Consider the following 25,431-nt stretch of genomic DNA (forward strand, 5'->3'; position numbering starts at 1 on the left):
TATATGATCTGGTATATCTGAATACTATTTATTTTGATTTCGAATGGCTTCTCTATCAAGCGTTTGAGGTGGTTTTTCAAACCATCCATGATCGATCATTATTTTAGCCCCCTTTTCGGCATATGCCCCCACCTTCAAAAGGTATTTTTCATACATAAGGGCTAAATCTTTACGAAGTGAGGTAGCTATAGCTAGTCCGAAGTCTCCTATTCCAATAGCACTTTGTGAATTAGTATGAAATAACATCAATTTATCTGAAAATGGAGCTTCCGTACTACCTGTAATCGTTGAATCCCATGTAGAAGGATTAGAATCGTCGTCCTCTTTTAATTTTATCATAAAATCTTCCATCATTTTCTTCCCAAGATCATATCCCTCTTTAAAATAATCACTTATTTTTTTGGACTGAGCTACTTGACTAAATCCTAATAGCATCGTTTTACCTACATTTGCCACCTCAATGTTGGTACCACAATGGGCAATTTCTATTGCTAGCAGTGGACGGCGGTGACCTATTAGGCCACCAAGAAAAGATTTATCCGTAATGTATTCTACTTTTTCTGGATATGACATATATGGAGAGCGGATAAACACGCCTTTTTCCTGCATTAGCTTTGCATTTCTGTCATAAAGCGTCTCCGTTTGGTCATAAAACCGCTTGAATAAGTTACGAACATCTTTTCTTGCGGAAATGGATTTAGCCAAGCTATATGAATTCAAGCCAGTTCTCCCCATATGATGTAGGTAACGCATATACGTTACATCAGAAAAGAGTTTTTTTGCTTCTAAATTTACATCCTGTTTCCCAAAACCATTCGGAATTGGAATTCCTTCTAATTTAAATAATTCTGATATGTGATGGAGATGGTCATACGCAGATTTTAGAGCGAATTCGATAATTGGTTTAATTTCTTGATCTTCGGTAGTAAGTAAAAAATGAGAAAGAATACAAATACCCATTGAATCACCAATGTATGTACTCCATAACATTGAAATTTCAGCCGTTGTTATCTTAGGGTTATGGTGTTCCATTGATTTTCAACTCCATCAAAAAATTCTTTATAATGTAATGATGACTAAAATTAAAACACTGATGACCCAAACAAATACTATGTTCATATCCCACTCTTACAGAAGTTTGATTATCTGCATTAAGCATTAGTATGTCATTATTCAAGTTTTATATGCTCATTAACATGTAGTTAAGGAGAGGTATTTTTAACACAATCCCCCTTTGGTAACAGAAAATAAAAAGAGAGCTACAAAATCAGCTCTCATTTCTTTTACTATTCAATTTTCACTTTAAAAATTTCTCTAAGTCTGTCATCTTTAGACCTTTTTTCAATACTGTTTTATAGATGAGCTCAATTTCATAATTCAACGTTTTGGAGAGTTTACCGTTTTCAATTTTCTTATTTATATGATAGAAAAATTGAGCAAGCATATCGAGTGATAATTTATCGTAAAAGTTAGCCATATTTTCCCCCACCATTTTAGCAACTCTTTTTGATAAACATACCATACTTAATGATTTTTAAATATGCCATTCTTAAAAATATTTTGTCAATTCCTTTAACGTGTTAATAATACAAACAACTAAAAAAATTTTACGGTGGGTTCAAGGCTTTATGCCTTATCATATTACTTTTATTGCAATTTTAATTACATTATTGACATATTTGTAACGATATTGGCATATATTTTATCAATCGCATAGGAAGGAGGGAGAACCAATGGATAATCGAGTTTTATTATTTTTTGTTTCGATTTTATCTGGTTTTGCACTTATTAGAGTTCCTTTGGACGATTCGTTTCTTGAAAGCATTTCCCCAGTTACTGATATCATTGGCATACTAACTGTTCTAGTCTTCTCACTCGTCTTAATATATAAAGGCGTAAAAGGATTGTTCAGTAAGTAATTAGATTACGGAAAGCACTCACGGGTGCTTTCTTTTTTTACTTTGTTCCACTAAGAAAATAAATTTTACTTTTTTGTTAACAATAAATTTAAATGCAATTGAAAGGAGCTTTTCAAACATGAAAAAAGATACATATTCAAAAGGAGCACCAACTATTGCGGAAGGTATAAATACAGAGGATGAATTAAATAGAGATGCCACTCAAGAAGAAATTGAAAAGGGAGAATCCACAAATGTAACGGTTCTATCTTTGGATGAAAACGATCCAAGCTAGAAATAGAACAAGTGAATGCATTTGGCAAAAAGGCTTCGTTTTTAACCAAGCCTTTTTCTTTTGTTGATTAAAAAAAAATAGCTACCAATTGGTAGCTTAATTCTTACAACTATGGTTAGTTATCTTCAACTCTTCAAAATACCCTTTTGATCAAAGTTAAACCATTTTCCATTTATTTTATTTCTTCCTGTCAGCATGACACCTTTGGAATTGAAGTAATACTTCTTACCATTTATCTTTTGCCAACCTGTTAACATCGCTCCAGAAATATTAAAATAATACTTCTTACCGCTTATGGTTTGCCAGCCCGTTAACATAGCTCCAGAAGTATTAAAGTAGTACTTCTTTCCACTTATAGTTTGCCACCCTGTCAACATCGTTCCAGATGCATTAAAATAATACTTCTTACCGCTTATGGTTTGCCAGCCCGTTAACATCGCTCCAGAAGTATTAACATAGTACTTCTTTCCACTTAAAGTTTGCCAGCCCGTTAACTTCGCTCCAGTTGTATTAAAGTAGTACTTCTTTTCACTTATAGTTTGCCAGCCCGTTAACATCGCTCCAGAAGTATTAAAATAGTACTTCTTTCCACTTAAAGTTTGCCAGCCTGTTAACATCGCTCCAGTTGTATTAAAGTAGTACTTCTTTCCACTTATGGATTGCCAGCCAAGACACATCACTCCAGTTGTATTAAAGTAGTACTTCTTTCCACCGATGCTCTGCCAGCCTGTCAACAAAACACCCTGAGGATCGAAATAATACGTTTTACCCTCAAAGGATTTCCAACCAGTCTGTACTTCACCATTTTCACTAAAATAATAGCTTTTATTTAATATACTTTGCCAACCTTTTTGTGTTTGGCCGTTTTCATTCAGATAGTACTTAAATCCATTATAAATTTGCCATCCTGTCAGCATGACTCCCTGATTATCAAAGTAATACTTTTCCCCATCCAAAGTATACCAGCCTGTTAGTACAGGTCCCATGCCCAAAAGATAATATTTCTTACCGTTGATCGTTTGCCAGCCGGTTTGCATTTTACCATTTTCATTAAAATAGAATTTAAGCCCATTTATGGTTTGCCAATCGCTTTGCATGACTCCCTTATCATTAAAGTAATAATAGGACCTGTCAATAATTTGCCATCCAGTTTGCATTTCCCCATAATAATTAAAATAATATTTAGATCCAGAAATAACCTTCCATCCAGTAACGTAATCATCAATTGACGGATCATAATAGTACCAATGCCCATCATATTCTTCCCAGTTGGATGCTGTTTTGAATTGAATATCGATATCTTTTTCTAAATCTTGGCCTAACTCGCCGGAAATTGCTCCCTTTTTAATCGTTAGTGTGTATGTAGTAAGACCCTTTAAACTTTCAGGATAAATGTATAAAACATTCTCCTCAACCTCACTATCGATTATCACCTTTCCATCTGGACTACTTAATTCAATTTGCGTATCATCTAAATTTACCAATTGGTTAAAAGAGAACGTAAACAAATTATTTAATGGTACATCTTGTACACCATTTGTTAAACTAGCATAATTATAGTCCTCGCCATCCCAGGCTTCCAATCTTATCCGCACCTAATAGGTTAAGGAGCGTAACCCCTATAATGATCGAACTTCCCAGCAATCCAATGGATACATTAGGTAACCACTCACGGATTAAGATGGAAATAGCCGTAGCTTCACTTGACATAGATAAAACCCGTTCCCGTCCAATAAAGCCAACCAACAACGAATCCAGTCCCCGCACCCAGCTCTCGAGTTGCAAAGGTACTAAAGGATCCTGTCGTTGGATTTGCAACTGTCATCTCTGATAAGGCGTAAAGAATTAGATAAACCAATCCACCCGCTAAAATAAAAGAAAGTAAAATGGACGGTCCTGCTGCATGAATGGCAACTGATGAACCTAGAAAAAAGGACCCTCCAATTACACTCCCTAAGGCCATCATTGTCAGTTGCCAAGCGGACAATCCTTTGCGCTTTTTCACCATTGTCTAATTCTCCCATACCAGATATTTTGTAAAGTAAGTTAAGGGTATTATTTACTCGGCTCTACAAAATGATTCTGATAAGAATAGTGATGCGCTCACCTCCTTTTGCATTTTTTAAAAGACCTGGTTAAATTAAATTTTTAATTATGTCATGAAGCATGATATCCTGAACTTAAACTTTCAGTCATTTAATAATGGAGGATGAATATGAAAATTGGCGTCATTGGATTGGGTGATATTGCTAAAAAGGCTTACTTACCCGTTCTTTCTGAAAAAGAAGATATTGAATTGGTGCTTTGTACTAGAAATATACTTACGCTAGAGCGCTTTGCAAAAAAGTATCGAATGGAAGAAACTGCTCAAACAGTAGCGGATTTAATCACAAAAAACATTGATGCCGCGATAATTAGTACGGCGACGGAGGCACACTTTGAAATAGCAGAATTATTACTTAAAAGCGGAATCAACGTTTATATAGACAAACCGATCTCCATGAACTTTCATGAAACTGAACGAATTGTGAATCTCGCCAAGGAAAACGGGGTAATCGCCATGGTCGGTTTTAATAGGAGATTTATCCCTAAAGTGAAAGAGCTGAAGGAACATGGGAAAGCAAGCTTGATTATCATGCAAAAGAATCGATATGCTGCACCAGAGTATCCTAGAAGATTTGTGGTCGAGGACTTTATTCATGTGGTCGATACACTTAGATTTTTGATGGATACTAAGGTTACAGACGTCAAGGTTGAATACCTAAAAAGTGGGGAAATGCTGAACCATCTAATTATCCATTTAATTGGGGAAGGATGTACAGCCGTCGGAATCATGAACAGAAATAGCGGAGTGACAGAGGAAATCATCGAATATATGACCAGTCACAATAAATATGTTGTTAACAGCCTAGTTAAAACCACTCACTTTCATAATAAAGAAATAAGTATTTCTGAATTTGGTGATTGGGAGCCCACCCTTTATAAACGGGGCTTTTATCAAATAGTAGATCATTTTATTGACTGTGTACAAACGAAGAGTATTCCAGAACCTTCTATTGAGGATTCCCTAATCACTCATGAAATTTGCGAAAGAATTGTAAATTATATTGATTCCAATTGTTAATAAAATACAAGTACATAGGAGAATCAGGGTGAGAAATAATGAAGATATATGCTAATTTGGATAATGTGACCAGCTATAAATCGTTTAAGGACTTGAGGAAATGGCAGATAGAAAGAAGAAAGAAAGTCAAAGACTTAACTGTTAACATTGAACAGTGTCCTTCCAAAAAAATAAGTGAATTACATGAAAACAAAAGCCAAACATCCTATACATGGGTTGGCCACTCCACATTTTTGATACAAATGAATGGAATGAATATTCTTACTGACCCTGTTTGGGCTCGGCGGATGGGACTGGAAAAAAGATTAACTGAACCAGGTATCTCGTTAGCAGAACTGCCGGAGATCGATGTTGTTGTTATCTCTCATGGCCATTACGATCATTTGGACTTTCCTACTTTGAAAAAATTAAAAGGGAATCCGCAATACTTTGTCCCCGCTGGCCTGAAGTCTCTTTTTAACAGAAAGGGCTATCAAAAGGTACATGAATTGAATTGGTGGGAAAGAGTTGAACATAGAGGTATAACGATTCATTTTGTCCCCGCACAACATTGGACAAGGAGATCGTTAACTGATATAAATACGTCTCATTGGGGCGGATGGATTTTTAGTACATCTGGAGAAACATTATACTTTGTCGGCGATACCGGCTATTTCAGTGGTTTTAAACAAATAGCAGAGCGTTTTAATTCCATTGATACGGTGTTTATGCCGATTGGCGCCTTTGAGCCTGAATGGTTCATGGCCCCTGCTCATATCTCACCAGAAGACAGTGTGAAAGCCTTCATCGAATTAAAGGCAAAAAACTTTGTGCCGATGCATTATGGCACTTATCGTTTGGCCGATGATACTGGTCCGGAAGCCTTAGAACGTCTCCTCAGTGAATGGGAAAAACAGCAACTTCCCAAGGAACAATTAAAAGTCCTGCTACTTGGGGAAACAGTATTTTAAGAATATGGTACATAAGCTGTTATGGAAAGATAAGCACCCTTTATCTTACCGTAATCTTTGTATGGAGACTACCTCGGGAAGATAAGGGACTTTTATTTTACCCTAAACTTTGTTTTGGTGTCCTCTCGGGAAGATAAGAGCGTTTTATTTTACCGTAATCTTTATATGGTGGCCCTCTCGGGAAGATAAGAGCCTTTTATTTTACCGTAATCTTAATATGGTGGCCCTCTCGGGAAGATAAGAGCGTTTTATTTTACCGTAATCCTTGGATGGTGGCCCTCTCGGGAAGATAACCACTTCGACTACAATCAATTTTGGTCATTCATTCAAAATTTACCTGCCCTTTACCTCGAATACATTCACTTAAAAAGGTCACGATATGTATGTAAGACTTTATAAAGGAGTGAGTATTTGTGGTGAAAAAAAGTTGGATGACTTTGGTTTTAGCAACCACCTTATTGGGAGTAACCGGCTGTAATAATACAGCTAATGATAATAAAAACAATTTGGGTGTCAATAATGTTAGAAACAATGCTATTAATGGTGTAAATGTAAGGAATGTTGCGAACCAAAATTTACGTGTTTCTGCCCAAGCAATTAGAAACGTGGAAAGCTTAAAAGAAGTTGATCAAGCAAATGTCATCATCCGAAATGATGATGCATATGTGGCCGTTCGTTTAGAGGGTACTCAAAATGGGACTCGCGCTCGTGGCGGTACAACTGGGACTGGCATAAATATGAATGCTACTTATGGGAATGGCTATAATTCCGGCACAACCGGGACCAATGGCGCAGCCAATTTGAGCGATACTACTGGTAATCGCTACAACGCTAACATTACAGGAACCACTGGAACCACTGGAACCACAGGAACAACTGGAACAACTACTAATGCACGTATTAATCGTACCAATAATCTTAATGCACGCGGAACCAATGGATTGGATCGAAAAATCATAAATCAAGTCCGTGCAGCTGATCGTAGTATTGACAATGTATATATTTCTTACGATACCAATACTTTTGGTCAAATGACCAACTATGTAAATGATATTCGTACTGGTACAAGAGTTGACCTGTGGGATGATTTTACTAATTCTGTTAACAGGATGTTTAGATAATTTATAAAAGCTGCCGGGAATTTGTCCGGCAGCTTTCTTTATGACATTGGAGTCAAAACACAACCGTTTCCGTACTCAATCCGCTTCCTATTCCCTGTTAATTTTCCATTCCTTCCCCTTACTTCTGAATTCAAAATACGCTTCCCTATTTTCTCTAGCAAACTGGAAAACAACTCCTACTTAATTTCACTTGTTTTTCTTGTTATAATAGAATATTCAAGGAGTTGATGGTATGAAAATAGTAAAATATCTGCTCGGTATTGTATTGCTCATTGGCATTGGTATTTCGGCGTGGCTTTATTACCCTCAGTACCAAATACACCAAATGAAAAAACAGACGGTTGCGGTGAGCAAAAGCACTGACCAAATCTCTTTTCTTAATTATTTTCGAAACGCTAAATCATCTCAACTACACCAATTGGCGATTGGTGATTCGATCATTCGCGGAGTGGGTGCAGGAAAAGACGAAAATTTTGTCAGTCTATTTTCTAGTAAATTTGCAGAACAAACATCTAAAAAATTAGTATCACAAAACGAAGGGATCAACGGGATAACCAGCAGCGAATTAAACGACCTGGTTCAGGAAGGTCGTTTTGATGATTCGATCAAGCGAGCTGACATTGTTACGATAAATGTAGGCGGCAATGATATTCTTCAATTCGCAAACGGTCAGGATGTTCAGTCGGTCTTTCAACGCTATGACCAAATACAAACTTCCTTCTCGAAAAATCTGTCGGACATTTCCGCGAAAATTACCATGCTAAATCCCAAAGCTACAATTGTATTCTTAGAATTGTACAATCCATTATCACCCGAGAACCAAATGTATGCACTTGCAGATCAAATGCTCCCGAAATGGAATCTTAATATATATAAAGTTGCTGAAAACGTCCCTGGGTCGATCGTCATTGAAACCACGAAAGTCATTAACGGGGACCATCTACAAAACCTTTCACCGGATGGTGTCCATCCTAATTTTGCTGGTTATACCGCAATTTCAGAGCAAATGATGTATCAATTTAAACATCAATCAAGAAAAAGCCCTGTTTAAAACCGAAGGATGAATTATTACCTTCGGTTTTTTTATGCTCCTTTTCTACTAACGCCGAGATGACAAAAGGATAGTCGAAAAACGCATTTAAGGGGCCGGGTATCCGCTATAAGGTGGCAATTTGATTCATACGACAAAAGAGGATGAATGCCTTTGAGATTTTGTAATCATGAGGAGTTCATGAGGACAAACTATGCCAGAATCAAAATGATTCTGGCCTTATGACGGCTTCATCCAAACTTGGATCCACCAAACCTAAATAAAACTCCACTTAATTCAATAAACCGAAATTATTTTCCCTCATTCCCCTTAACTATCGGGGCAATTCGATCAATCCGATTGGTCCAAATGCCGCCAGTAAAGTTAGATGGCAGTCGTTTTAAGTCATCCGCTGAATCAAAGCCTTCGGACCATCCTCCGTCGCCTGCGACAACTATGACTCTCGTGTTTACCTTATCCATACGGTTTAAGAACTTATTCGGCCAGCCCCACAAGAAAGAGACATACTTCTCTGGAATATGTAATTGGGTGTTCTCACAGGCTGATGGCATATAGCCTGTCCACCCCGTCCCAATATAGGGAAGCAAACAGCTTTTTAACGTCGCCATCGACATCACTCTTAGATCAGGAAGTTGTTCCTTTAATGCTTCGATCGGTTGATCATCGCCGTATACGGTTAGCTGATCCTGACGTTTTTCCGGAAGTTTTGATAGAAATTGAGCAAGCATCGTGCCCTCATTTGGGTCCGCACTTTTAATATGAATCAAAAATGGTTTATCAGGGAATTGCGTTATCACTTCATCTAAGGAAGGCATTAATCCTACTCCCTTACCACGGAATGGAAAAGTCTTCCCGTTATCAGCAGTGTAGCCGTAACCAATATCCACCTTTTTCAATTCTGCCATCGTGTAGTCTTTGGTGGAACCCTTTACATTTGTTCGGCAATCAAGCGTCCCGTCGTGGAATACAGCAAATTGATCATCCTTTGTAGGTTTTATATCCAATTCGACAAGATCAGCCTTTGCAGCAAATGCAGCTTCCATTGATGATAGTGTATTTTCTAAATAGGGATGCTCCGGTTCATAAATACGCTCCGCAGTGCAGGTATCCCATTCGATTCCTTTCATGGTAAACGTTTGGCCAAGTCCCCGGTGTGCCAGTAAGAACGGCTCTCCTTTACGTTCCTTCGTTAATAGCGAACTATTATTAAAGAACATAAAAACGATCAGTAAAAGCAGAAACAGGCCGAGCCTTTTTAATCCTTTTTTAAATTTCACCTTGTTTCCTCCAAAAATGTTTAAGATTCCATTATCAATAATAACGGAATTCCAAAAAACTGACAATTTTCATCCCATTCCCAAAGAAAGTAAAGAGGCACCAAAATATGATGCCTCTGCCTAAATCCTCAAACCCATTTGATATGAGATGCTAACACTGATCCGCCTTCATTCGGATCATATACCTCAAAAAATTTATATGTTGGCGGCTCATCAGTTAAATCATTAAGTTTGCCTAATAATTTTGGAAACAATAGTTGATTGGCCCGCACAGCATCTTCTTTGGTGTCCCAATAGTTTAATGCTCTATATTCAGAAACTGCGTCATCATAAAAGTAAACATTGCCTCTAAAACCCGCTAAGGTTCTACTTATTTTATCAAATTCATTTGTTATTCCTTCGGCCGTCGCTCTTTGTCCATTTCCTAATTTAAATTGAACCAACCGTGCATAAAACATCTTTTATCTCTCCTTGCTGTCGTGTAATTTTAGTCGGTATATATAAATTTATGAAACTTCCTTTAGAATGTTGAAAAAGAAAAAGACTCCTTGTTTCGTTGAAATCAATTTTGTGCTCTGGATGATTTTCATTATTTAGAAAAATAAAATATTCAAACTATTGTGTTTACTAAAGCAGTATTCTATAATACTTAGCATTACGAAATTAATTCAAAAGAGGTGCAAAAATGAAAACATTAGAACGTATCAGTCAATTTGTCGGCAAAACCTTTGCCATCTGGGTGCTATTATTTGCTGTCCTTGGTTTTTTCTCGCCGTCGACGTTTACCTGGATTGCTCCGCATATTTCACTGTTATTAGGAATTATTATGTTTGGGATGGGATTAACATTATCCGGAAATGATTTCAAAGAAGTATTCAAGCGGCCTAAAGATGTAGCCATCGGTGTTGTTGGTCAATTTTTGATCATGCCTGGTCTGGCATTTTTACTAGCGAAAGGATTGCAGCTTCCTCCTGAAATTGCCGTTGGTGTAATTTTAGTAGGTTGCTGCCCAGGTGGTACTGCATCAAATGTTATGACGTTCCTTTCAAAAGGCGATGTTGCTTTAAGTGTTACGATTACATCCATTACAACCATTTTAGCTCCACTTGTTACACCAGCACTTATTTTATTACTAGCGAGTGAATGGATCCCTGTTGATCCTAGTGGATTATTCCTTTCGATTGTAAAAATCGTTTTATTCCCAATTGTCCTTGGATTGGTTGTTAAAAAATTATTCAATAAACAAGCCCAAGCCAGCGTGAAGGTTCTGCCGCTCGTATCCATTGTTGCCATTGTTGCAATCGTAACTGCTGTAGTTTCTGTCAGCCAACAGTCGATTGCTAAAACGGGCTTAATTATTTTTGCCGTCGTTGTCCTTCATAACTGTCTTGGATATTTATTGGGATATACGTTTGGAAAAATCTTTAAGATGGACTTATCAAAGAAAAAGGCTGTAGCTATTGAGGTGGGGATGCAAAATTCCGGTCTAGGCGCAGCTATCGCTGCGGCACACTTCTCTCCATTAGCTGCCGTGCCAAGTGCGATTTTTAGTGTATGGCATAATATTTCTGGTCCAATCTTAGCAACAATATTCAGCCGAATGAAAGATGTTAAGAACGACCCTAATCAGAATGAAAAATCGATAACTGCTTAAACAAAAAAACACCTTCTCCACAACTCATTTTTATCTAAATGATTGTGAAAAGGTGTTTTTCTTATACTATATTAGCGGTTTGCCCGCGTCTGGTGAAAGATTGGGGTCGCCGCTGCCACTGATCATCGCGCTCTCCGTCTGAATATCATTATCCTCTAGGTTAGCTGAAACCTTCGCTTTACTGTTTTTATGATCATTTACATTATTTTGAAATTCCTGTGGGACATTCTTCTTTTCCTTATCCATGGTTACACCGCCTTTTAACTGGTAGTGTTTGTAAAAATAAGCGTAATTATGCTAAATCCTTACCATCATTCGCTCTTTGTTCTTAAAATAGACCCATTCCTTAAATCCAATTTCCTTGAGACGATGCTGAACTAGCTCAAACTCGTCCCCGACTCGATACGCATCATGGGCATCAGATCCAAACGTTACCTTTACACCATAATGAAGGGCCATTTCTAAAATATCATCGGACGGATACCAGCCGCCAACGTCTTTCGTTTTTCCAGATGTGTTGATTTCAATTGCGATATCATTTTCTCCAATAACCTTGATCGTATGTTCAACCGCATCAGTTTGTATCGAAGAAAAAGCTGGGTAAAACCCCTTCATCGCATCAATATGACCCAGAATTTGAAACAACCCACTTCGCGCGGATTGCTCAATAAGCGAATAATAATTTTCTTTTGTTTTGATTTTTTCTTTCTCTGTTAGCCCATTCCATCGATTTTTATTAAAAATACTTACCCCGTCCACATTATGAACAGAACCAATGATGTAATCAAAGGGATATGGTTCAAAGCAGGAGCGGTAAATCTCGACTGACTCCGGGAAGAAATCAGACTCTACCCCGAGAAGCACGTCAATTTTCTCGCTATAGATTTGTTTCAGCTCCAGCACCTCGTTAACGTATACTGGAAACATACTTTTAGCCATAGCGATATTAGGATGGAGCTGATCCTCCTCACTGCTGAAGTACGGGGAATGATCGGCAATCCCGATAACATTTAATCCTCTTTCAATCGCCGCTTCAATATATTCACGTAATTGTCCACGTGCATGCCCGCAACGATCGTGATGCGTATGTAAATCAAATTTGTGGTTGGAATTTAACATGTTCACAATTTTCACCTCAATTATTAATATGTACATTTATCGGAAAACATTAATCAGATTAAAAAAAGAAAACGCCTCCCTTTAGCCACGTGAACTATGGAGTCGTTTTCTTTTTTGATTCACTTATATATAATTCTGATTGATAGAGTTGAGAGGAACCTCACGCTTATTCTTTCGCCTTTTCAGCCGTTTCGCTTTTTCTTTTTCATAAAAATAATACACAATGAAATAGGAACAAATGCCAAGGATTAACCCAAAAATGGACATTCCTATTAAAGTATGAATGCCTCCATGAAGGACACTTACAAGCGTATGAAAATCTCCATGGATTAACTTTTTAAAAGAAAAAGAGGTATGATGCCCGTAATGGACTTTCATCGGAAAAAGAAATTTCCCCAGTTTTTTTGCAAAAGGCAGCAGTATAACCGGGAGAAGCGTTAGTTTCCCTATCACATTTCCAATAATGGATGCAGGTAAGGAACCTTTCGCTAATCGAACAATCGGAACAAATAATATATAGATAAGTGATCCTGAAGACAGAACCAGCATTTCCAAGCCTAGGCCAAGGGCAAATCCTAATGATACTTTTTTTGCTCCACCAGGAGAGCGAAGTAGTTTAGTGATATTTAACTTAAAAGCACGTCCAAATCGTTGAAAAAAATTATACTTTTTTGGTTTTATGCTCATATAGGTATCTCCTTACTACAATAGATAACTTTATTATACTCTATATAAGCAATAACTACTATTCTAATAAATTAACTAATTAAACAAATTTAGAGCAGTCTCCAGTGTGGAAACCACTCTGCTTCAATAATAGACAAAATTCGTTTAGGTTTTAACCTGTTTATTTAAATAAACCCATTCTTTCGACAGCATTTCTTTGACAGAATCCCTTCTTGGATTTATTGCACGATAATATACTTGTTCCCTAATAAATTCAGGTAAATGAACAAGTGATTTTAATTGAGCATACGTACCTCTTGGTTCAATATCGATATCCACAATATTGTAACTCCACTCAATCTCAGCTGGGATATGGATGGCATTTATACCCAGTTCAATCGCCGGCTTGATGTCTGATTTGAGAGAATTCCCGATCATCCAGGTATTCTTTTTATCCGCGTTGATTTGGTTTAATACCTGTTTTAGGGCATCCGTGTTTTTGTGTTCAAAGATAAAGATTTTATCATCGAAGTAATCCGTTAACCGTAATTGGGTGATTTTTCTTCTTTGGTTTGCTTCATCTCCTCCCGTAAATAATATTAATTGATGTCCATCTGCTTGTAAGGTATCGAGGATTTCATACATATATGGAAATGGTTTCACCCTTCTTCGAAAAACACTTTGACCAATTCTTTCAATTTGAGTTATTTCAGATCCCTTCATTTTTCTTCCGAATCTCTCGCAGAAATAGCGATAGGTTGTCACTAAGGATTGCGTATATAAGGAAGAATGTAAGCCTTTTTGTTCCACACCCTTTATATCTATTTCTGATTGCTTTTCGAGAATTTCTTGCTTTGATACTGTTTTAAACCATTTCTTCATCACATTTGCAAAACTGTTTCTCGATTCTACAAAATATTTATTGCAATGAATTAAGGTGTCATCTAAATCCAATATTAAGGTTTGTTGATTCATGAACCAATTCCCCCTTTAATAATGGTTTAAACTAAGTATATGGGTTTACATCATTTTCATGATAAAATGAGCCTTTCCTAATTTAAGATTCGTGTATTCGTTTTAGAGGAATTTTTAAAGAAGTTATTTAATTTTTCAATATAATAATGGATTTGAAAAATAAAATGTCAGTACCTCAAAAGACAATAGTTTAGATTTCTATAGTATAATGAGAAAATTATAGCTAACAGGAGTAGAGATCATTGGAAAAACAAAATAGCAAGTATAGATGGGTCGTTTTTGTGTCAGTTTTGCTAACGTATTTATTAATTGTTAGTCAAAGAACAGCTCCCGGATTAATTTCCGACCAATTAATGAAAGATTTCAACATTACCGCCTCCACGATTGGGTTACTGGCAAGTATTCAATTTTTTGCGTATGCTGGTTTACAAATTCCGGTTGGAATCTTGTCTGATCGGTTTGGCCCTAATTATTTTTTAGTTATTGGGTCGCTGCTTACAGGGATAGGTACGTTAATTTATAGTCTAGCTTCGCATGAAGTGGTGTTTCTTTTTGCTAGATTATTGGTTGGAATGGGCGATTCGGCGATATGGGTAAATTTAGTCTTGATTCTCAGTCAATGGTTTAAAGTGAAAGAATTTGTTGGTTTACTCGGAGTTGCGGGTATGGCAGGAAGTTTTGGCTTTTTATTAGCGACTGTCCCTCTTTCTGCCTGGATTACCTTTTCTGGCTGGCGCGCACCTTTTTTTACCACAGGAATCCTATTATTGCTTTGCAGCGTCCTTCTTTATTTTGTGCTCGTACAAAAACCAAAGAAAATAGCCTGGAAAAGCACATCTACTACTAAACCTAAAAAACCTCGTGAAAAAACGCTGATTTTGTTACGGCGGATTTTTTCCACACGTCAAGCATGGGCGACATTCTTTTGTCACTTTGGTGTAGTCGGAACGTATGTAGGATTTATTGGCTCGTGGGCTGTTCCCTATGGAATGAATGTATATGGATTATCTCGTTCCGATGCCAGTCAGCTGATCATGGTTGGTCTTTTCGGGGCATTAATTGGTGCACCTTTAACCAGTTGGGTGACTAGTCGTTTAGATTCCCTCAAACGCCCCTATGTTGTCGTTCACTGTATTGTTGTTTTATGTTGGACTTCTTTTTTTATATTTGATGGAAAGCCGCCCTTTTACCTGATGACGATTCTTTTCTTTATTATTGGATTTGGAAATGGGGCGTGTTCCTTAACGTTTGCGATTGTCCGAAAATCATTTGATCTTAAAGAGGTCGGGGTGGTTTCTGGTTTTGCCAATATGGGCGGATTTTTAAGTGCTGTCCTCTTACCAGGCATTTTCGGAAAAGTACTAGACCATTTCTCTACATCTGCTAGCAGTGTTGGATATCATTATGGTTTTATTATTCCAGTCCTTTTCTCCACGCTGGGGTTAATGGGTGGATTAATTATCGTTGAGCAGCGTCAGAAAGTCGTCCAAACTCAGGTAAATTAGCGATTTCAAAAAAACTAGGAAACTCATCGGTGAGTTTCCTAGTTTTTTCTGTTTATTCGATTTTATAATCCATGACCCATTCGGTATTTGGCAGGTAGTTAATCAGGAAATGACGCCCTTCCACATTTTTTTCAAACGGATAACGAGGATTTGGTGAAATACTTAGTCGTTTGTTATGGATGATGACCGTAATCGCACCTTCCATTCCACCCTTTGAAGTAGGTTTTTCGTATACAATTTTTGAAGGAATCCCTTCTATTTTCGCATAATTCTTTTTAATGTATGCAGGCGAATCCGCCCAAAACGCAGATGCGCTGTACAAGACTACTGCTCCAAGTCCAAGAATGCCTATGCGATAAATCCAGACGATTGATGAGCCGATAAATGGTAATTCTTGCACTCGAATGAAGCCCTTCGAGTCGTTTTTTACTTTTAAACTATATAATATAAATGATAACCCGGCACCAGTTAATCCAATCGCGCAAAACGGGAAGATATTCGTATAGATTCCAAGTAGGACTAATAAGAAGAAGGTAATACCAAGTCCTAGAATAAATGGTGCTTTCATATATTACTCTCCTTTTTAGAATTTATCGGAAAATAGTTGATATCCTATTTCCACTATATTATGTCTAAAACAACGCTAAATTACTTAACGAAATCGTTAAGTTTAGATAAATTTTCCACACCATGATAAAATAATGAAATATAAAAAGTTGTAAGATTAATCAGTTAGTTTTACTGAGGGAATTATGTTTGTTAAATATCGACTTTCCCTCTTCAAGAAGTAATTATTAAACTAATTTATAGAGACGGAAGGGTTTTCTTTGATTAAATTTACGAATGATGACAAAAGGATTCGATTTGGCGTCACCTTGTTAACCGCCCTGATTGGCGGTTTTATGTTCACTATATTCCATTCACCGATTCCGTGGCTGCTTGGCCCCATGGTCGCTGTATTGATTGGCACAAGGTTCGGAAAAGTTCAGTACTACTGGCCAAGCCGGATTCGTGACATAGGATTAGTGATCGTCGGTTATTCCATTGGCCTCTCGTTCACAAAAGAAGCCCTCTTGGAAATTGTGGCGAAACTGCCTTCCATGCTGCTGATGACAATATTACTTGTTTGTTTTTGTGCTGGAATCGCTTTTGTCGTCTCCAAACTGTCCGGTGTCGATTATCCGACCGTCTTGATTGGCAGTATTCCAGGTGGGCTTTCACAAATGATTATGTTTGCTGAAGAATTAAAAGGAATTAATATTACAACAGTGACCTTTCTTCAAGTGGCTAGATTGATTATGATTATTTTCTTTGTTCCCTTTCTTATTTTCGGACCACTGTTTAAAAATACTTCCCACACGGCCTCTGACTTGATTAATAGTGGTGCTGTCTCCCCAAGCCCGCTTTTTCCAACCGTTATTTGGTTTGTTATTATTTGTGTGGGTTGTGCACTACTTGCTAGAAAACTTAACTTTCCTACACCCTATTTATTAGGTCCGATATTAGGTACAGCTATCTTCAATTTGCTGGGATTGCATGGCCCAGCGTTACCTCCGACCTTATTGGATGTTTCCCAATTTATGATTGGTGGTTATATTGGATTGCTGCTAAAACCTGAGAAACTGGAGCATAAAACAAAAATTATTACGCTGGCACTTATTAGCGGGATGGTCATGATTTTGGTTTCTATTGGGTTAAGTATATTACTTGTTTCTTTCTATCATATAAATCACTCGACCAGTTTTTTAGCCTTGGCCCCTGGGGGAATGGATCAAATGGGGATTCTCGCTAATGTCGTCCATGCTGATTTATCAATGGTGACCGGCTATCAATTGTTTCGCCTCTTTTTTATATACTTTGCTGTTCCACCGATTCTTAGATGGATTTTTAAAGTCGGGATGAGGAAAACAATAAAAACTCCTTAGATTCCATGTGTTAATTATTTGTATTTAATCGACTACAAGTAGTTAAACTATAAGAAAAACGGAGATATAAAAATGGAACATAAACTAGCAATTATAACTGATATTCATGGTAATTATTCCGCATTAAAAGCTGTTTTGGATGATATTGATAAGGATAATAAGATTGAGCATATTTATTGTTTGGGCGATTTGATTGGTATTGGCTATCAAACAAATGAAGTTCTTCAGCTACTACGTTCACGTTCTGGTATTTCTTTTGTTATGGGAAACCATGATGAAGCGATTTTGGATATCATTGGAGGTAGAGAACCTTATAGCAGGGGTAAGGAGAAAGTGCATCATGAATGGATTGCCGCTCACCTTGACCAGGAGTTTATTCCGTTTTTAGCTGAGATTCCTGTCACTTCAGATGCGATTTACAATGGTAAAAAATTGTTTTTTGTCCATTACCATTTGAGTGAACAAAATGTCTTTATCCCATTAGATAAAGAACCGACCCATGTGAAGCTTGATGAGCATTACCGAACATCTAATGCGGATATCGTTTGTTTTGGACACCACCACGTGATCCATCACTTTAAATCGAATGAGCGGCTATATCTCAATCCAAGTTCCTTAGGCTGCAACTATCATCCCTTGGCCACCTTTGCCATACTGACTATTGGCGAAAAGGGAGAAGTTTCCGTTGCTTTTCGAGAAGTGTTTTATGACAATAAAGAGTTTTTGTTGGGTTTTAAAAGACTGAATGTGCCGGATGGAGATTATATTTTGAAAGGCTTTTTTGGGGATCAGCATTTAAGGTATATGTAGATATGGTGTCACTTCCCCTGTTCCTGAGGACAAAACTCTGCTTGAGTATCGGTTAATGTCCATCGGGCTCGCTCCGATGGACAAGACACTCCTTAATTATCGGTATCTTCAGAATTTTCTTAAACAAACAATAGGTTTGTTTAAGAAAATTTATTTAGTCGTATCATGTACTACATTTCAAAAAAATTATGTCGCTCGACACTGCATACTCTGAGAGAAAAGTTTTTGTACCAATCAGCTTTCCCTTTTTCTTGGGCTACCTTATGGGCAGAATTTTCCTTCCACACTTTGATCGATTCTAAAGATTCCCAATAGGAAACAGTAATTCCCAACTGGTCATCCCTGGCACTTTCCACTCCTAAGAATCCTTTTTGCTGAGAGGCCAACTCGACCATTTTGTCCGACATAATTCCATATCCTCTGTCACCTTCAGTTCTCACCGAAGCAAAAATTACGGCGTAATAAGGTGGTTCAGGCGTTTTTACAATCCCACTCATATTTAATTCCTCCTATCTGTTATTTCTTAAGCTAAACTTTCTTTAACCAGAATTAGTTTAAGCCTTGCAAGCAATCTTCTCCAAAATCATTCTTAATTCTAGTAAACTATCAATTTTTATATCTGCTTGAGACAACTCGTCTTCTTGGGCAAAGTCAAAGTTACAGCCAATGGCCATTAATCCATTGCTTTTAGCTGCGTTAATATCTGATAATCTGTCACCAATGACGGCACCTTTTTTAATATTGTACTTTTTAATGATGGTTTGAACTCGATATAACTCATCTTATCGCACTCCGAATGCATAAATGCAAGTTTATTCTTTAAATTCCACTAAAAGTTTAGACATATAGTATTCTTCCACGAATTCACCGTCAATGTATAGCGAATGTCGTTTGGTTCCTTCTATTTCAAAGCCCATTTTTTTATATAGCTGCAGACCTGCTTCATTACTAGTAATGACAGATAATTCTAAGCGATGAATATTATGATTAGCGGCCCACTCCTCTAAATGTTTAAACAATTTTGTTCCAATGCCAATACCTCGATATTGACTTAAAATCCCAATAACCACATATACAGAATGTTTATTTCTTTTAGCATTGCCACCTAAAGCTATTAAGTATCCTATTAATACATTCTTTTCTTCAGCTACAAAAATAGTAGAATTGCCCGCTTCTTTCATTGCAGCAATTCTTTTTACTTGATGCTCAGGGTCCATCATTCTTTCCCCTGATTCATAGAGCATATACTGGGATTCACTTTCAACTTGTTTGATTAAATGGACAAACCGCTCCGCATCATTTGGATTTATTTGCCTGATATTCATTTATATTTACTCCTTCATTTTTTGAAAGGTTAATTACAACTCCTGATAACCAATATTATCATATTTCTATACCTATTTTTACCATAATTATATATTACTAGTAAATATAAATAGTGACTCGTCTTATCTCCATCATAGTTTGTTCTCAAAATTTTTTTTATCAGTAATTAGGGCTAAATCTTACTCATATATATTTAAATGAGCATTTTTATATCACATACCATAAGAAATAGGTGATCCCAACATGTTTGCAGTTCATTTTATTGAAAAGGATAACGTTTTATTAACACAGCTGCTTAACCATGTTCCAACCGAAGGGGAAGAGTTAAGAATTAAAGGTCGCAAGGCAAAAGTTTCCAGTGTAAAGAATGTTGATGAACTAAATATTCATGTTCACGTTACCTTAGAGGTCGTTAAGAAAAGTAAATTTGTTGTAGATAATACCAAAAAGAAAAAGCGGTAAAAATAAAAAAGAACGTGCATGTTAGATTTGATCTAATTTGTACGTTCATTTTTTTTTCTATAATTGGCAGCAATGGCACCATATGTACCCACATAGAGAAAAATAAGAATATACCGTATCAAGTCGAGGTGAATGATTCACTCTTTTTTTAGAAAAAAATTAAACATCCTTATTGGTAAATAAAACATTCTAAGAGGTTGCCGAAATAAAAAAGTCTATTATCTGATAAATTAAAACTCCAATAAAAAGAAGTAACCCGATGGTTATAAGAATTCTTCGGAGATTTCGATACCATTTTGGAATTTGTTCAACTCTTTTCGGAGCCTGAAACCCCTGCACAATATCGCCATGCCTGATGACATCGTTATGAGGAGTCCTCTCTTCTATGCGGAGATTATTTTCATGTAAATGACCCGTGTCGTTTTCATTTTGATAATCCTTTGAGCTATTCATTCGATCCCTCCTCATTTAATACCCATATTATAACATTTAATTTTTATACATCATATGAGAGCACATAATATTACAGCTTAGAAAGATATTAAGGATAAAAAACAATATGGCAGGTGTAACAATATTGAGCAGGGTTTTCTTATTAGCGATTATATTAACCTTAATTTTTCCATTCACTACATTCGCAGATTCAGCCGTTAAAGCTGGCTTCATCAGGGATGGAAACCTATGGATTTTACTAAACAAGGAGGAAGAACAAATTACAACCACAGGGAAAGTCTTATCCCATCCCAAGTGGTCCCCTGACGGAAAATGGTTATTATATCAACAGACTGCCCCATCAGTATTTCCAGATAAGGAAGAGCAGTCAGAGGTATGGGCATATAATATTGAAACAAAGGAAAAAAAGAAAATCTTTTATGATGGCTACTCTCCCACATGGGCCCCACATAAAAATATCATCGCCTTTAATCAATTGGGTATATTAAACATTTCAGATTTTAAACAATTTTATAATATTGCTACTGGTGTTCACGGTTATACTTGGTTACCGGATGGAAGTGGATTCTTGCTCTCTTCTGGAGGAGTGTTGCGGCCAGATGGATGGACAAGTGCTATCTTGTTTACAAAAAAAGTAAATGACAATTATAAGGATATTGTTTTATTTGGAGGCGTGGACCATTTCTACACCCTTCCAAGAGAAATTGGAAAGAACGGAAACAAGATCATTGCTGTTTTTGCAAACGATTTTTCCTATTCACCAAGTAATCAATGGATTTCCTTTATTGTTTCACCGACGGCCTCATGGTCCATGGATAGTAATATGCTGTGTGTTATCTCTAAAGATGGGAAGAAATTTGAAGTTTTAGATGAAGTTGTGTTTGAGGTCGGCAAACCGAAATGGGCACCATCAAGTGATACCCTCGCCTATATCTCTGGAGGCGGCCGAATTGTTTTTGGGTTTAAAAATAAGGATCTAAAAATTCGGGAAATGCCTGTTGCCGGGACATTTACCCCACCAAACTATGCGGATCTTGATTTTGATTGGATCACCAACAAATCAATTGTGACGTCTAGAATTGAAGAAAAAGAATGGTCAAACAACTTTAGTAAGCACCCGTTACCCTCCCTCTATTCCATTAATATTGAGAATAATCATCAAGTGAGACTAACAAATCCACCTAAGAAATATGGAGATTACCAGCCGCAATATGTGAAGTCATTGGATAAGCTTGTATGGTTTAGAGGAATATCACTTATAGATCGGCATAAAACTCTTTGGCGAGCAAAGGCTGATGGGACAAAAGCAGAAAAATGGCTGGATAATGTCGATGAAATAGAATTTTATCAAACTAATCCTTAGAGCATTTGAAAAAAAGGAGTTGATTACCCCTGGTGAGAGGTAACCAACTCCTTTTTAGTTTGTCTAATTACCAATTAATTCTGTTCCATATGAATTATCTATGGAACAAAGCCATTCCCCTTGTGAATTTTTCTTAAATACATAGGTGGCCTTTCTCTCCGTAGAATATTCAGAATCCTTTTTATCGGCTGCCAGTAGCGTTTGGGAAATAACAAGCGCGGTATCTCCTGCTTCTAAAATAATCATTTCCCCCTGTGTTGGAACCACACTGTTATTGAAATAGTTTGCAATGGCAATAAATGCTTTTTTGATTTCCGCTTTGCCTCGCGCAATTCTACCAGGCTTGACAACCAAAATGGCATCCTCTGCATAGTAATTCATCAACGTATCAAAATCTTCCTGTTTGATTGCAAGGTCACACTTTTTGATGACCTCTTTCAATTCGTGATCCATTATCTATTCCTCCCAAACAAACTTATAATTCCATTGTCATAAATACGCTATTGTGGTCCTCAATATAATCCGAAAATGGCTGACAATATTGGAAGCCAAAACTGGCATAGAGTCTTCTTGCGGGTTCGAAAGCATTCATTGACCCTGTTTCAAGACTCAGCTTGTTGTAGCCACGCTGTTTTGCTTCTTCAATTATGTGTTTGAGTATCCGTGATGCCACACCTTTTCTTAGATGTGAGGAAGAGGTTCGCATCGATTTGATTTCTCCATGTTGTTCATCAAGTTCTTTCAAAGCCCCGCAGCCAAGTAATTCCTTTCCTTCCCATGCACTCCAGAAGGTAATCTCTGATCTTCGCAATTGATCAAGATTGAGGGCATGAATACTTTCAGGCGGTGAATTTAGTGTCATATTATGAAGATGCTCCCCTATCAAATGAACCACTTCTGTTCCGGTTAGATCATCAATTTTTATTTCCAAAAAAATCCCCCTTTCCTCCTTATATTGGAAATATATTAAACTATTAACGGGTTAAGTGCCAGTAATATTTTTTCAAATTTATTATTTCTAATCAAAAAAACTGCCAAAAGGCAGTTTTCTCAACAAATACATAGAACTAAAGTTTCATTTCATACTCATTTTGGATAGAGGATCTCATCAATAATCCCATACTCTTTTGCCTCTTCGGCGCTCATGAAGAAATCTCGATCCGTGTCCTTTGCGACCTTTTCAAGCGGCTGTCCGGTCCGTTCTGAGATAATTTGATTGATGTGCTCTCTTAGCTTTAAGATTCTTCGTGCGGAAATTTCAATTTCCGTTGCCTGCCCTTTCGCTCCACCTAATGGCTGATGAATCATAATTTCACTATTAGGCAAAGCATAACGTTTTCCCTTTTTCCCAGCAAGGAGTAACATCGCCCCAAAAGAAGCTGCCATCCCTGTACAGATCGTCCTGACGTCCGGCTTAATGTATTGCATTGTATCAAAAATGGCAAAGCCTGCAGTCGTCAATCCTCCTGGGCTATTAATATAAAGTGAAATTTCCTTATCTGGTGCGTCTGCAGCTAAAAATAATAATTGGGCCACGACACTATTGGCCGTATGTTCATTTATCTCATCACCAATGATAATAATTCGGTCCTTTAACAATCGGGAATAAATATCATACGATCGTTCCCCGCGATTAGATTGCTCGATTACATATGGAATGGTACTCATTCCAATCCCTCCTTGAAAGCAATTTGGCTATGCAGCCATACAGAGAGTGCTTGAAGGAGAGAAATTTGGTTTGGATCGTAATTTACTCGAAACAAGCATAGGAACGTCACAAGTTCTTGTTCGTGAAGAAAGGGAATGAATGAGGCTAGACGGGTCTTGTTTTTTCAACGCTTCATAAAATAAATCCGATAGTTGTTCCCGTTCCTCCTCATTCCAAAACAATTCAACTGAATGAACTGGACTTTCTTCGTTAGCTTTTTCCAGTCGCCTTTTCGCACGATGAAGATTGGCCTTCACAGCCATTTCTGTAGAATCTAAGATCGTTGCGATTTCTTTCAGCTGATATTGAAACCCCTCTTTTAACAAAAAGATAATCGCTTGGTTGGGAGTGAAGTTTTTCAAAAGTAAATCAACCGATTCCCTTGTTCCATCAAATGGATTCGTAATTGTTTGCTTTACAAAATCGGGATCCGCTTCAATCGATTCATTTTTTCTTTTTCGAAGCATATCGACCCAATGATTATAGGCAATCTTATTTAGCAATGCTGTAGTCATCCTTTGGTGCTGATTTGCATATTTTAATGCCTTTATATAAGTCTCCTGGGCGATATCGTCTCCATCCCAGACATTCCGTGCGAGAAAGTGACAATATCTTTGAAGTTTAGGATAATTCTCATCCCAAAAGTTATGTTCAAACCTATTTTCGTGCTGTGTCCTTGCTAAGCTATCCTCTTTATGGTTGTGTGACATGTTTTCACTCCTTTTTGCACTCTCTACCCTATAAACGTTTCAAGCGGGTTAAAAAGATACGGGTCATTAAAATATTTTTATAGTGATACTATATGTTGCTTTCATTTGATTTAACCTTATCCTAACTAATCCTGGATGAAATTGCATGCTTTACCTATCTACGACCACAGCCCTAGATAAATTTACACCTTAGGCTCATATTACCATTATGAAAATCTTGTTAAACTGTAATTATTGGATGGAAAGGGGAAATAATAAAATGGAGAAAAAAGATGAATCATCAAGATTTCGTATAGGAAGAATTAGTTTTGCTTTGTTAAGCAGTTTGCTGGTTTGTTGTATTGTTGCTCAGGTGTTTTTGGCAGGTTTAGCTGTTTTTGTAAATCCAAGCAATTGGGCGTTCCATGAAGGATTTGTGCATTTTTTTGAAATTATTCCTGTTTTAATGGTAGTTATGTCGTTTGTAGGAAAATTGCCACGATGGGCCCTTTGGCAAAGTCTAGGAATTTTCGGTCTCATTTTCGTCATGTATTTTACCGCCAATATTACATCTGTTTTACCATGGGCAGCAGCCGCTCACCCAGTCATAGCTATCATGTTGTTCTGGTTATCGGTTACGGTGCATAAAAGTGCATGGCGAATGACATTTAAATCAAAACAAGTTGGAAGCGTTTAACTTCCTTCTAATACTGATTAGACACTAATAATCCATTTAGTGTCTTTTTTGATTGGAAAAAAATTAGATGATTTTGATGAAAAATAATGGTGGACTATTTTTTTTAGCCTGTTATAATCCTTATATAAAACTAATTTATTTTTAAAGGTGGACATTATGGCGAACACTTGTAGATATGTTGTCAACGCACTTGGTAAAGGTGGAGAAACATATTATACGCTTTGTAAAGATAAACATGAATTACAAAAATGGATTACTACCAATCAAGAAAAGTTAATTATGGAAGAATTAAAAATTACTGATAAAAACCAAACGTTATTCTCAAAATTATTTAACCTTAAAAAACTATATTAATAATTTTAC

At 37.0% G+C, this 25,431-nt stretch carries 33 protein-coding genes and 1 pseudogene; 14 read left to right on the forward strand and 20 right to left on the reverse strand.

Annotation, left to right across the window (positions count from 1 at the left end):
- Nucleotides 1-24 precede the first annotated feature (24 nt).
- Together ACJ004_RS23705 and ACJ004_RS23710 are read right to left on the reverse strand one after the other, a co-directional pair.
- A complete protein-coding gene (locus ACJ004_RS23705) occupies nucleotides 25-1,032 on the reverse strand; it encodes a DUF3231 family protein (protein ID WP_410895596.1) in 1,008 nt (335 codons plus the stop codon).
- Nucleotides 1,033-1,297: 265 nt separating this feature from the next.
- Complete coding sequence (locus tag ACJ004_RS23710) at nucleotides 1,298-1,477, reverse strand: hypothetical protein (RefSeq protein WP_410895597.1); 180 nt, start codon at nucleotides 1,475-1,477, stop codon at nucleotides 1,298-1,300.
- Between the two features lie 256 nt (nucleotides 1,478-1,733).
- On the opposite strand from ACJ004_RS23710, the gene ACJ004_RS23715 reads away from it, so the two are divergent.
- Both ACJ004_RS23715 and ACJ004_RS23720 read left to right on the forward strand, forming a co-directional pair.
- Entirely contained in the window at nucleotides 1,734-1,919 is a 186-nt protein-coding gene (locus ACJ004_RS23715; RefSeq protein ID WP_410895598.1) for a hypothetical protein, read from the forward strand.
- A gap of 118 nt (nucleotides 1,920-2,037) precedes the next feature.
- On the forward strand, nucleotides 2,038-2,193 hold the full coding sequence (locus ACJ004_RS23720) for a hypothetical protein (protein WP_410895599.1): 156 nt from the start codon (nucleotides 2,038-2,040) through the stop codon (nucleotides 2,191-2,193).
- Between the two features lie 125 nt (nucleotides 2,194-2,318).
- Here the strand turns inward: ACJ004_RS23720 and ACJ004_RS23725 are convergent, their stop codons facing one another.
- From ACJ004_RS23725 to ACJ004_RS23735, 3 genes are read right to left on the reverse strand one after another with little or no spacing between them, the layout of a single operon-like run.
- Entirely contained in the window at nucleotides 2,319-3,776 is a 1,458-nt protein-coding gene (locus ACJ004_RS23725) for an Ig-like domain-containing protein (RefSeq protein WP_410895600.1), read from the reverse strand.
- A complete protein-coding gene (locus ACJ004_RS23730; protein ID WP_410895601.1) occupies nucleotides 3,748-3,903 on the reverse strand; it encodes a hypothetical protein in 156 nt (51 codons plus the stop codon). Before ACJ004_RS23730 ends, ACJ004_RS23725 begins: the two co-directional genes overlap by 29 nt.
- Complete coding sequence (locus ACJ004_RS23735; RefSeq protein ID WP_410895602.1) at nucleotides 3,893-4,201, reverse strand: hypothetical protein; 309 nt, start codon at nucleotides 4,199-4,201, stop codon at nucleotides 3,893-3,895. The genes ACJ004_RS23730 and ACJ004_RS23735 overlap by 11 nt, the downstream gene beginning before the upstream one ends.
- A gap of 207 nt (nucleotides 4,202-4,408) precedes the next feature.
- Between ACJ004_RS23735 and ACJ004_RS23740 the strand changes: the two genes are divergently transcribed.
- The 4 genes from ACJ004_RS23740 (at nucleotide 4,409) to ACJ004_RS23755 (ending at nucleotide 8,439) form a co-directional block, all read left to right on the forward strand.
- Entirely contained in the window at nucleotides 4,409-5,317 is a 909-nt protein-coding gene (locus ACJ004_RS23740) for a Gfo/Idh/MocA family protein (RefSeq protein ID WP_410895603.1), read from the forward strand.
- 35 nt (nucleotides 5,318-5,352) lie between these two features.
- Nucleotides 5,353-6,267: an MBL fold metallo-hydrolase gene (locus ACJ004_RS23745; protein ID WP_410895631.1), complete on the forward strand. Its 915-nt coding sequence runs from the start codon at nucleotides 5,353-5,355 to the stop codon at nucleotides 6,265-6,267.
- Between the two features lie 413 nt (nucleotides 6,268-6,680).
- Nucleotides 6,681-7,388 (forward strand): YhcN/YlaJ family sporulation lipoprotein, encoded by a 708-nt coding sequence (locus ACJ004_RS23750; RefSeq protein WP_410895604.1) that lies wholly within the window; start codon nucleotides 6,681-6,683, stop codon nucleotides 7,386-7,388.
- Nucleotides 7,389-7,620: 232 nt separating this feature from the next.
- Complete coding sequence (locus tag ACJ004_RS23755; RefSeq protein ID WP_410895605.1) at nucleotides 7,621-8,439, forward strand: GDSL-type esterase/lipase family protein; 819 nt, start codon at nucleotides 7,621-7,623, stop codon at nucleotides 8,437-8,439.
- A 290-nt stretch (nucleotides 8,440-8,729) separates the two neighbouring features.
- On the opposite strand, the gene ACJ004_RS23760 is transcribed toward ACJ004_RS23755, so the two are convergent.
- On the reverse strand, nucleotides 8,730-9,656 hold the full coding sequence (locus tag ACJ004_RS23760) for a glycerophosphodiester phosphodiesterase family protein (RefSeq protein WP_410895632.1): 927 nt from the start codon (nucleotides 9,654-9,656) through the stop codon (nucleotides 8,730-8,732).
- 188 nt (nucleotides 9,657-9,844) lie between these two features.
- Nucleotides 9,845-10,174, reverse strand: coding sequence for a hypothetical protein (locus tag ACJ004_RS23765; RefSeq protein ID WP_410895606.1), 330 nt, complete (start codon nucleotides 10,172-10,174; stop codon nucleotides 9,845-9,847).
- A 227-nt stretch (nucleotides 10,175-10,401) separates the two neighbouring features.
- On the opposite strand from ACJ004_RS23765, the gene ACJ004_RS23770 reads away from it, so the two are divergent.
- On the forward strand, nucleotides 10,402-11,370 hold the full coding sequence (locus ACJ004_RS23770; RefSeq protein ID WP_410895607.1) for a bile acid:sodium symporter family protein: 969 nt from the start codon (nucleotides 10,402-10,404) through the stop codon (nucleotides 11,368-11,370).
- A gap of 66 nt (nucleotides 11,371-11,436) precedes the next feature.
- Here ACJ004_RS23770 and ACJ004_RS23775 read toward each other — a convergent pair whose 3' ends face one another.
- The 4 genes from ACJ004_RS23775 to ACJ004_RS23790 form a co-directional block, all read right to left on the reverse strand.
- Nucleotides 11,437-11,616 (reverse strand): hypothetical protein, encoded by a 180-nt coding sequence (locus ACJ004_RS23775; protein WP_410895608.1) that lies wholly within the window; start codon nucleotides 11,614-11,616, stop codon nucleotides 11,437-11,439.
- Between the two features lie 51 nt (nucleotides 11,617-11,667).
- Nucleotides 11,668-12,489, reverse strand: a complete 822-nt coding sequence (locus ACJ004_RS23780; RefSeq protein ID WP_410895609.1) for a histidinol-phosphatase — start codon at nucleotides 12,487-12,489, stop codon at nucleotides 11,668-11,670.
- A gap of 123 nt (nucleotides 12,490-12,612) precedes the next feature.
- On the reverse strand, nucleotides 12,613-13,176 hold the full coding sequence (locus tag ACJ004_RS23785; RefSeq protein ID WP_410895610.1) for a DUF2062 domain-containing protein: 564 nt from the start codon (nucleotides 13,174-13,176) through the stop codon (nucleotides 12,613-12,615).
- A 144-nt stretch (nucleotides 13,177-13,320) separates the two neighbouring features.
- Entirely contained in the window at nucleotides 13,321-14,130 is an 810-nt protein-coding gene (locus tag ACJ004_RS23790) for an HAD family hydrolase (protein WP_410895611.1), read from the reverse strand.
- A gap of 242 nt (nucleotides 14,131-14,372) precedes the next feature.
- On the opposite strand from ACJ004_RS23790, the gene ACJ004_RS23795 reads away from it, so the two are divergent.
- Nucleotides 14,373-15,635, forward strand: a complete 1,263-nt coding sequence (locus ACJ004_RS23795; RefSeq protein WP_410895612.1) for an MFS transporter — start codon at nucleotides 14,373-14,375, stop codon at nucleotides 15,633-15,635.
- A gap of 52 nt (nucleotides 15,636-15,687) precedes the next feature.
- On the opposite strand, the gene ACJ004_RS23800 is transcribed toward ACJ004_RS23795, so the two are convergent.
- Nucleotides 15,688-16,203, reverse strand: a complete 516-nt coding sequence (locus ACJ004_RS23800) for a hypothetical protein (protein WP_410895613.1) — start codon at nucleotides 16,201-16,203, stop codon at nucleotides 15,688-15,690.
- A 259-nt stretch (nucleotides 16,204-16,462) separates the two neighbouring features.
- Between ACJ004_RS23800 and ACJ004_RS23805 the strand changes: the two genes are divergently transcribed.
- A complete protein-coding gene (locus ACJ004_RS23805) occupies nucleotides 16,463-17,560 on the forward strand; it encodes an AbrB family transcriptional regulator (protein ID WP_410895614.1) in 1,098 nt (365 codons plus the stop codon).
- A gap of 72 nt (nucleotides 17,561-17,632) precedes the next feature.
- Nucleotides 17,633-18,370 (forward strand): metallophosphoesterase family protein, encoded by a 738-nt coding sequence (locus tag ACJ004_RS23810; RefSeq protein ID WP_410895615.1) that lies wholly within the window; start codon nucleotides 17,633-17,635, stop codon nucleotides 18,368-18,370.
- A gap of 170 nt (nucleotides 18,371-18,540) precedes the next feature.
- Here ACJ004_RS23810 and ACJ004_RS23815 read toward each other — a convergent pair whose 3' ends face one another.
- From ACJ004_RS23815 to ACJ004_RS23825, 3 genes and pseudogenes are all read right to left on the reverse strand, one after another.
- Nucleotides 18,541-18,867, reverse strand: coding sequence for an antibiotic biosynthesis monooxygenase family protein (locus tag ACJ004_RS23815; protein ID WP_410895616.1), 327 nt, complete (start codon nucleotides 18,865-18,867; stop codon nucleotides 18,541-18,543).
- A gap of 57 nt (nucleotides 18,868-18,924) precedes the next feature.
- Nucleotides 18,925-19,137, reverse strand: a pseudogene (locus ACJ004_RS23820) (HAD hydrolase-like protein); the annotation flags it as partial.
- A 45-nt stretch (nucleotides 19,138-19,182) separates the two neighbouring features.
- Nucleotides 19,183-19,695, reverse strand: a complete 513-nt coding sequence (locus ACJ004_RS23825; RefSeq protein ID WP_410895617.1) for a GNAT family N-acetyltransferase — start codon at nucleotides 19,693-19,695, stop codon at nucleotides 19,183-19,185.
- A 244-nt stretch (nucleotides 19,696-19,939) separates the two neighbouring features.
- Between ACJ004_RS23825 and ACJ004_RS23830 the strand changes: the two genes are divergently transcribed.
- A complete protein-coding gene (locus ACJ004_RS23830) occupies nucleotides 19,940-20,158 on the forward strand; it encodes a hypothetical protein (protein WP_410895618.1) in 219 nt (72 codons plus the stop codon).
- 189 nt (nucleotides 20,159-20,347) lie between these two features.
- Here ACJ004_RS23830 and ACJ004_RS23835 read toward each other — a convergent pair whose 3' ends face one another.
- Nucleotides 20,348-20,611 carry a hypothetical protein gene (locus ACJ004_RS23835; protein ID WP_410895619.1) on the reverse strand — a complete coding sequence of 88 codons (264 nt, stop codon included), beginning with the start codon at nucleotides 20,609-20,611 and terminating at the stop codon, nucleotides 20,348-20,350.
- A 106-nt stretch (nucleotides 20,612-20,717) separates the two neighbouring features.
- On the opposite strand from ACJ004_RS23835, the gene ACJ004_RS23840 reads away from it, so the two are divergent.
- Complete coding sequence (locus ACJ004_RS23840; RefSeq protein WP_410895620.1) at nucleotides 20,718-21,974, forward strand: TolB family protein; 1,257 nt, start codon at nucleotides 20,718-20,720, stop codon at nucleotides 21,972-21,974.
- Nucleotides 21,975-22,037: 63 nt separating this feature from the next.
- On the opposite strand, the gene ACJ004_RS23845 is transcribed toward ACJ004_RS23840, so the two are convergent.
- The 4 genes from ACJ004_RS23845 to ACJ004_RS23860 all read right to left on the reverse strand — a co-directional run bounded on the left by ACJ004_RS23845 (nucleotide 22,038) and on the right by ACJ004_RS23860 (nucleotide 24,392).
- Nucleotides 22,038-22,427, reverse strand: a complete 390-nt coding sequence (locus ACJ004_RS23845) for a YybH family protein (protein WP_410895621.1) — start codon at nucleotides 22,425-22,427, stop codon at nucleotides 22,038-22,040.
- 22 nt (nucleotides 22,428-22,449) lie between these two features.
- Nucleotides 22,450-22,905 carry a GNAT family N-acetyltransferase gene (locus tag ACJ004_RS23850; RefSeq protein ID WP_410895622.1) on the reverse strand — a complete coding sequence of 152 codons (456 nt, stop codon included), beginning with the start codon at nucleotides 22,903-22,905 and terminating at the stop codon, nucleotides 22,450-22,452.
- Between the two features lie 155 nt (nucleotides 22,906-23,060).
- The gene (gene clpP, locus ACJ004_RS23855) at nucleotides 23,061-23,642 is read right to left on the reverse strand and encodes an ATP-dependent Clp endopeptidase proteolytic subunit ClpP (RefSeq protein WP_283878919.1); all 582 of its coding nucleotides are present in this window, start codon (nucleotides 23,640-23,642) and stop codon (nucleotides 23,061-23,063) included.
- A gap of 27 nt (nucleotides 23,643-23,669) precedes the next feature.
- Entirely contained in the window at nucleotides 23,670-24,392 is a 723-nt protein-coding gene (locus ACJ004_RS23860) for a sigma factor-like helix-turn-helix DNA-binding protein (RefSeq protein ID WP_410895623.1), read from the reverse strand.
- Between the two features lie 259 nt (nucleotides 24,393-24,651).
- Here ACJ004_RS23860 and ACJ004_RS23865 point away from each other — a divergent pair, with 259 nt between their 5' ends.
- Nucleotides 24,652-25,068, forward strand: a complete 417-nt coding sequence (locus tag ACJ004_RS23865; protein WP_410895624.1) for a DUF6220 domain-containing protein — start codon at nucleotides 24,652-24,654, stop codon at nucleotides 25,066-25,068.
- A gap of 156 nt (nucleotides 25,069-25,224) precedes the next feature.
- Nucleotides 25,225-25,422: a hypothetical protein gene (locus ACJ004_RS23870; RefSeq protein ID WP_410895625.1), complete on the forward strand. Its 198-nt coding sequence runs from the start codon at nucleotides 25,225-25,227 to the stop codon at nucleotides 25,420-25,422.
- The last annotated feature ends 9 nt before the right edge of the window (nucleotides 25,423-25,431 follow it).

Origin of the sequence: Neobacillus sp. 204 (assembly GCF_046562815.1) — a bacterium.
Classification (GTDB): domain Bacteria; phylum Bacillota; class Bacilli; order Bacillales; family Cytobacillaceae; genus Neobacillus.